We start from the raw sequence: 3,903 nt of genomic DNA on the forward strand, positions 1-3,903 counted from the left end.
GTTTTGTCGCTTTTCATTATAGTTCTTATGGGACTTTTTGTGTACACTCAAAAAGCTCTATAATCTCTATAGTGGTTTTACCCACTACAGAAATTATAGAGCCTTTATTATCATCTGCAGCTAATTGCTTAGATAGACTTTTATAATCAATTTTATCATTCGGTAGTTTAGGAAGTTCTGAAACAATATGAAAGCTCGTAGGAACCATATAACTTGGAATCTTCTTAGTCAGTTTTCGACGAATTTCAACAAAGTTGTCTTCCTCACTATTAGTAACAAGTACAGCGTGTAATTCCAGCTCCCCATGAGATTTCACTGTAACTACAGCAAGTTCTTGATTCTTATAAATTTCTTTTAAATATCGTTCAACTAGTTTCGTATTGACTCTTTTTCCACTAATCTTAACAATATCATCTTTTCGCCCTTCAATTTCTATTTTCCCACCATCCCGTTCAACAACAATATCTCCCGTCTTATAGTATTTTCTATGAAGTTTAGTCTCTTTATCACCTGTATAGCCAATAAATAAATTCTCACCTTTAACAATTAGCTCCTGATTTTTAATCATTAATTTATAATAAGGAGCTTTTCTTATACAAGACTTTCTGTTTTTGATATATTCTGTAATTATAAGTGTGCTTGTCTCTGTAGAACCATAATCATCTAGAAGTATGAATGAATATTTCTTTATTATTAGATTAATCAGAGCATTGTCCAATTTTTCACCAAGCGAAATGACATATTTCAATGACTTTAATACTTTATCGCTTATCTTATATTTGATCCAAAATCGTAATATTGTAGGATTTAGTGTCAATCTAGTGATTTTATGCTCATCAATAAAATTAGAAAAAGTATTGATATCTTGCATTACTGTATTGGGGATAAAAACAGTTGTATTTCCTGAAAAAAAAGCCCCGAATAAGTCCCATTCACTAGGAATTGTACTGATATAAGCACGCTGCCCCATTATCTCCTCTTCTGAAAATGGGTAGATAGAGCACATCCAGTTAATTCGCTCTAAAAGATGCTTCTCACCGTGCATCACTCCTTTAGGAACACCTGTTGACCCTGAGGTAAAATAAATAAATCTACAATCTTCAGATATACTATTCTCATTTTTATTTAATACTATTGTAGAATCTTCTTGTACAAGAAGGTTTATATTTAATTGATTACTAACACTATCAATATATTCATCTGGGTACTCAGTATCAAGTGGAACATAAATGTAGTCCAAGGCAGAGCACGCCACTATATATGCACTAACCTGATAACTACGAGTTAAATTCACACCAATTACTGCCCTTTTGGGTAATTCTAAGTCTTTTAATTTGACAATTAGTTTCTCTACAAATTCTAAGAATTGCAAGTAAGAAATATTTATGGAACGATCTGATTCAAATTGAGTATATGCAATTTTATTCCCCCAATTTGTACAGATTTCTCTTATTTTTGAATAAAATTCTCCCATTATCTCTCCTCCTTCTTTAAAAATGATGAAATATCATCTTGATAAAGTTCTACTAACTTTCTGTTATATTTTTTGGGCATATCTGAATCTCTTACCTTCCCCCATAGTATTGCAGCTACTTTTAATGGAGTATTATAAAGCGAGGAGATTTTATCATTTCTAAATTCACGTACAAAGTTATTCCATTGGTAAGTCTTTTCATCATTATTTCCAGTTAAATCCATAGTTCCTTTCTCATATACATCAATCAAATCTTGTATAGTAGCTTCTACATCATTATTCGATTCAATCTCTCTCATTTTAATTCCCATAGCTTTATTAAACGAAAATTTCTTTACATTATAATATTTACAAAAAAACTTTCGTGTTTCATTGTTTAAACTAACTCCTGAAGCTATTATCTTTGTGTGAGGAGTAATTTCACTAGCTGGTATTCCTGACCGATTGTTCTTTCTTACTGGCTTAATTAAATGAGCAGGGGTCCCATTTAAAAATTGTATAATATATACTGCTAACTCATATTTTGTACCATAAGTTGGTAAGTTATACTTTTGACAAATTTCCTGCAATTCAGTCTTATACCAATAAAATTTTTTAAACTCACTAACACTTAGTTTTTCTGAGAAAATAGGACGTTTCATTTATGTCTCCTTTTTAAAATATAATCAATACTACTACCATTATATATTTTTATTTAGCTTAGTAATTCTTCATAAAAGTAATTGTCCCTACTTAATCTATTATTGAGTTACAGTGAAAACATTTTTTAATACAAAGAATAGAATTTACTACATTATGCTTTTTTATTACAATATCAATTAGAGTATTCGATTCAACTTAGATCGTGTAGTCCATTTATTAATCTTAATTTTATGCTTTGTCATAATCGTGCTTGCTTTCCTCTCAAAAAATCCTAGTTTTTAAATCTACATTATTATAGTTACGAAAATATAAAAAGGCTCAATTATCTTAAGAACATCAATAGATAGACATCCTAAACCTAAAATAAATGAACCTTTTAAAATCAAAAGAAGAGCTGTCTGCAAAATACTTTTCATAAAGTTCCAATTAGCACATATCAAATTGGAATAAGGGTCTTGGAACAAAGCTAATCTTCTTAAATACTTAGAATTTCCCTACAATTTTCAAAGAAATAGTAAAATCAACCACATATAGTTACCTCCACACTTAATGTATTGATGGTGTTACTATAACTCAAATTAATTTCCATTGGACATTTAGTTGCAAATAATGTATCATAGTCACAAATATGTTACATAGTATGGAGGTGGCAATGAATTTTGGACAAGCAATCGATCATCTTAGACGTCAAAAACATTTTTCAGTAAAACAAATTTGTGGAAATTATCTTTCTAGGCAAACATACTATCGTTTTGTGAACAATGAAGTTGATATTTCTTCTACAAAACTATTTTACCTACTGAATCATCTCAATGTTAATGTTGATGAATTCCTATTTATCTGTAATAATTTTCAATTGGAAAAAGAATTTACTGATATGGAGAAAATTAAAATCTATTTTGAAAAAATAATATAGTAGGATTGCAAAACTTACTGACTAGCTACTCGTCACAAATAAACGTCAAAGAGAAAATCATTTATGCATTAATTTCATCCTTACTTGGGAGACTAACCAATACAAGCTCTTGTACAGAAGAAAAAATTCTTCGTGACTATCTAATAAATATAGAAACCTGGACTCACTATGAAACTGTTTTATTTAACAATGCTATGTTTATATTTGATAGCGAGTTCATTGAACTGATTTTTCGAAAAATTAATTTAAACTTGGAAAAGTATTCAACATTAAGATACTATGGCAACGAATCAATTAGGATGTTCATAAATATGATCATTTTATACATTGACAGACAAGATATCAGACGTGCAAAAGAAGCTTTACAAATTGCTAAAAATTTTAAAATAAATGATGATTGTATGTACGAAAAAAGTTGTATCGTATTTTTTAATGAGGTACTAAATTTACTAAATGGAGAAATAAGCTCTCTAAAAATTTGTAAATCAATTATCAAATACTTTAATTTAATTGGTAGTCTTTCAATTGCTGCCATGTTTGAATCGTACTTAGATACTCTTATAAAAAATAATCCTCACATTACATTTAACTGATTGAGCAATCCATCTTATAGTTTAGATTATCTTACAGACTACATATCTCACTTTTATTGAAGGTTTTTTTCTTCATAACTATTTATTCTTTATTTTGGATTTTTGATAAAATCTAAGATTAAAAAAGCTTTAGTTAAGAATGACTAAAGTCTTTTGACTCTATAATTTCTGTAGTGGGTAAAACCACTGTAGAGATTATAGAGCTTTTTGAATGCACACAAAAAGTCCCATAAGAACTATAATGAAAAGCAACCAAACCATCATTAGGAAGAACTTAT

4 protein-coding genes are annotated in these 3,903 nt (G+C 29.0%); 2 read left to right on the forward strand and 2 right to left on the reverse strand.

Going from position 1 to position 3,903, the window contains the following annotated elements:
* Positions 1-25 precede the first annotated feature (25 nt).
* The gene (locus ADF62_RS00765; protein WP_048787869.1) at positions 26-1,474 is read right to left on the reverse strand and encodes an AMP-binding protein; all 1,449 of its coding nucleotides are present in this window, start codon (positions 1,472-1,474) and stop codon (positions 26-28) included.
* Entirely contained in the window at positions 1,474-2,115 is a 642-nt protein-coding gene (locus tag ADF62_RS00770; protein WP_048787870.1) for an SAP domain-containing protein, read from the reverse strand. The genes ADF62_RS00765 and ADF62_RS00770 overlap by 1 nt, the downstream gene beginning before the upstream one ends.
* 653 nt (positions 2,116-2,768) lie before the next feature.
* Between ADF62_RS00770 and ADF62_RS11290 the strand changes: the two genes are divergently transcribed.
* Together ADF62_RS11290 and ADF62_RS00775 are read left to right on the forward strand one after the other, a co-directional pair.
* Positions 2,769-3,032 (forward strand): helix-turn-helix domain-containing protein, encoded by a 264-nt coding sequence (locus ADF62_RS11290; RefSeq protein ID WP_239664976.1) that lies wholly within the window; start codon positions 2,769-2,771, stop codon positions 3,030-3,032.
* 5 nt (positions 3,033-3,037) lie between these two features.
* Positions 3,038-3,625 (forward strand): hypothetical protein, encoded by a 588-nt coding sequence (locus ADF62_RS00775; RefSeq protein WP_239664977.1) that lies wholly within the window; start codon positions 3,038-3,040, stop codon positions 3,623-3,625.
* Positions 3,626-3,903 lie beyond the last annotated feature (278 nt).

This window comes from Streptococcus sp. 1004_SSPC (assembly GCF_001069025.1).
GTDB classification, from domain to species: Bacteria; Bacillota; Bacilli; order Lactobacillales; family Streptococcaceae; genus Streptococcus; species Streptococcus vestibularis.

Coding starts and splice junctions, on each gene's coding strand:
- ADF62_RS00765 (WP_048787869.1), bottom strand. CDS start 1,474: ATGGGAGAATTTTATTCAAAAATAAGAGAAATCTGTACAAATTGGGGG.
- ADF62_RS00770 (WP_048787870.1), bottom strand. CDS start 2,115: ATGAAACGTCCTATTTTCTCAGAAAAACTAAGTGTTAGTGAGTTTAAA.
- ADF62_RS11290 (WP_239664976.1), top strand. CDS start 2,769: ATGAATTTTGGACAAGCAATCGATCATCTTAGACGTCAAAAACATTTT.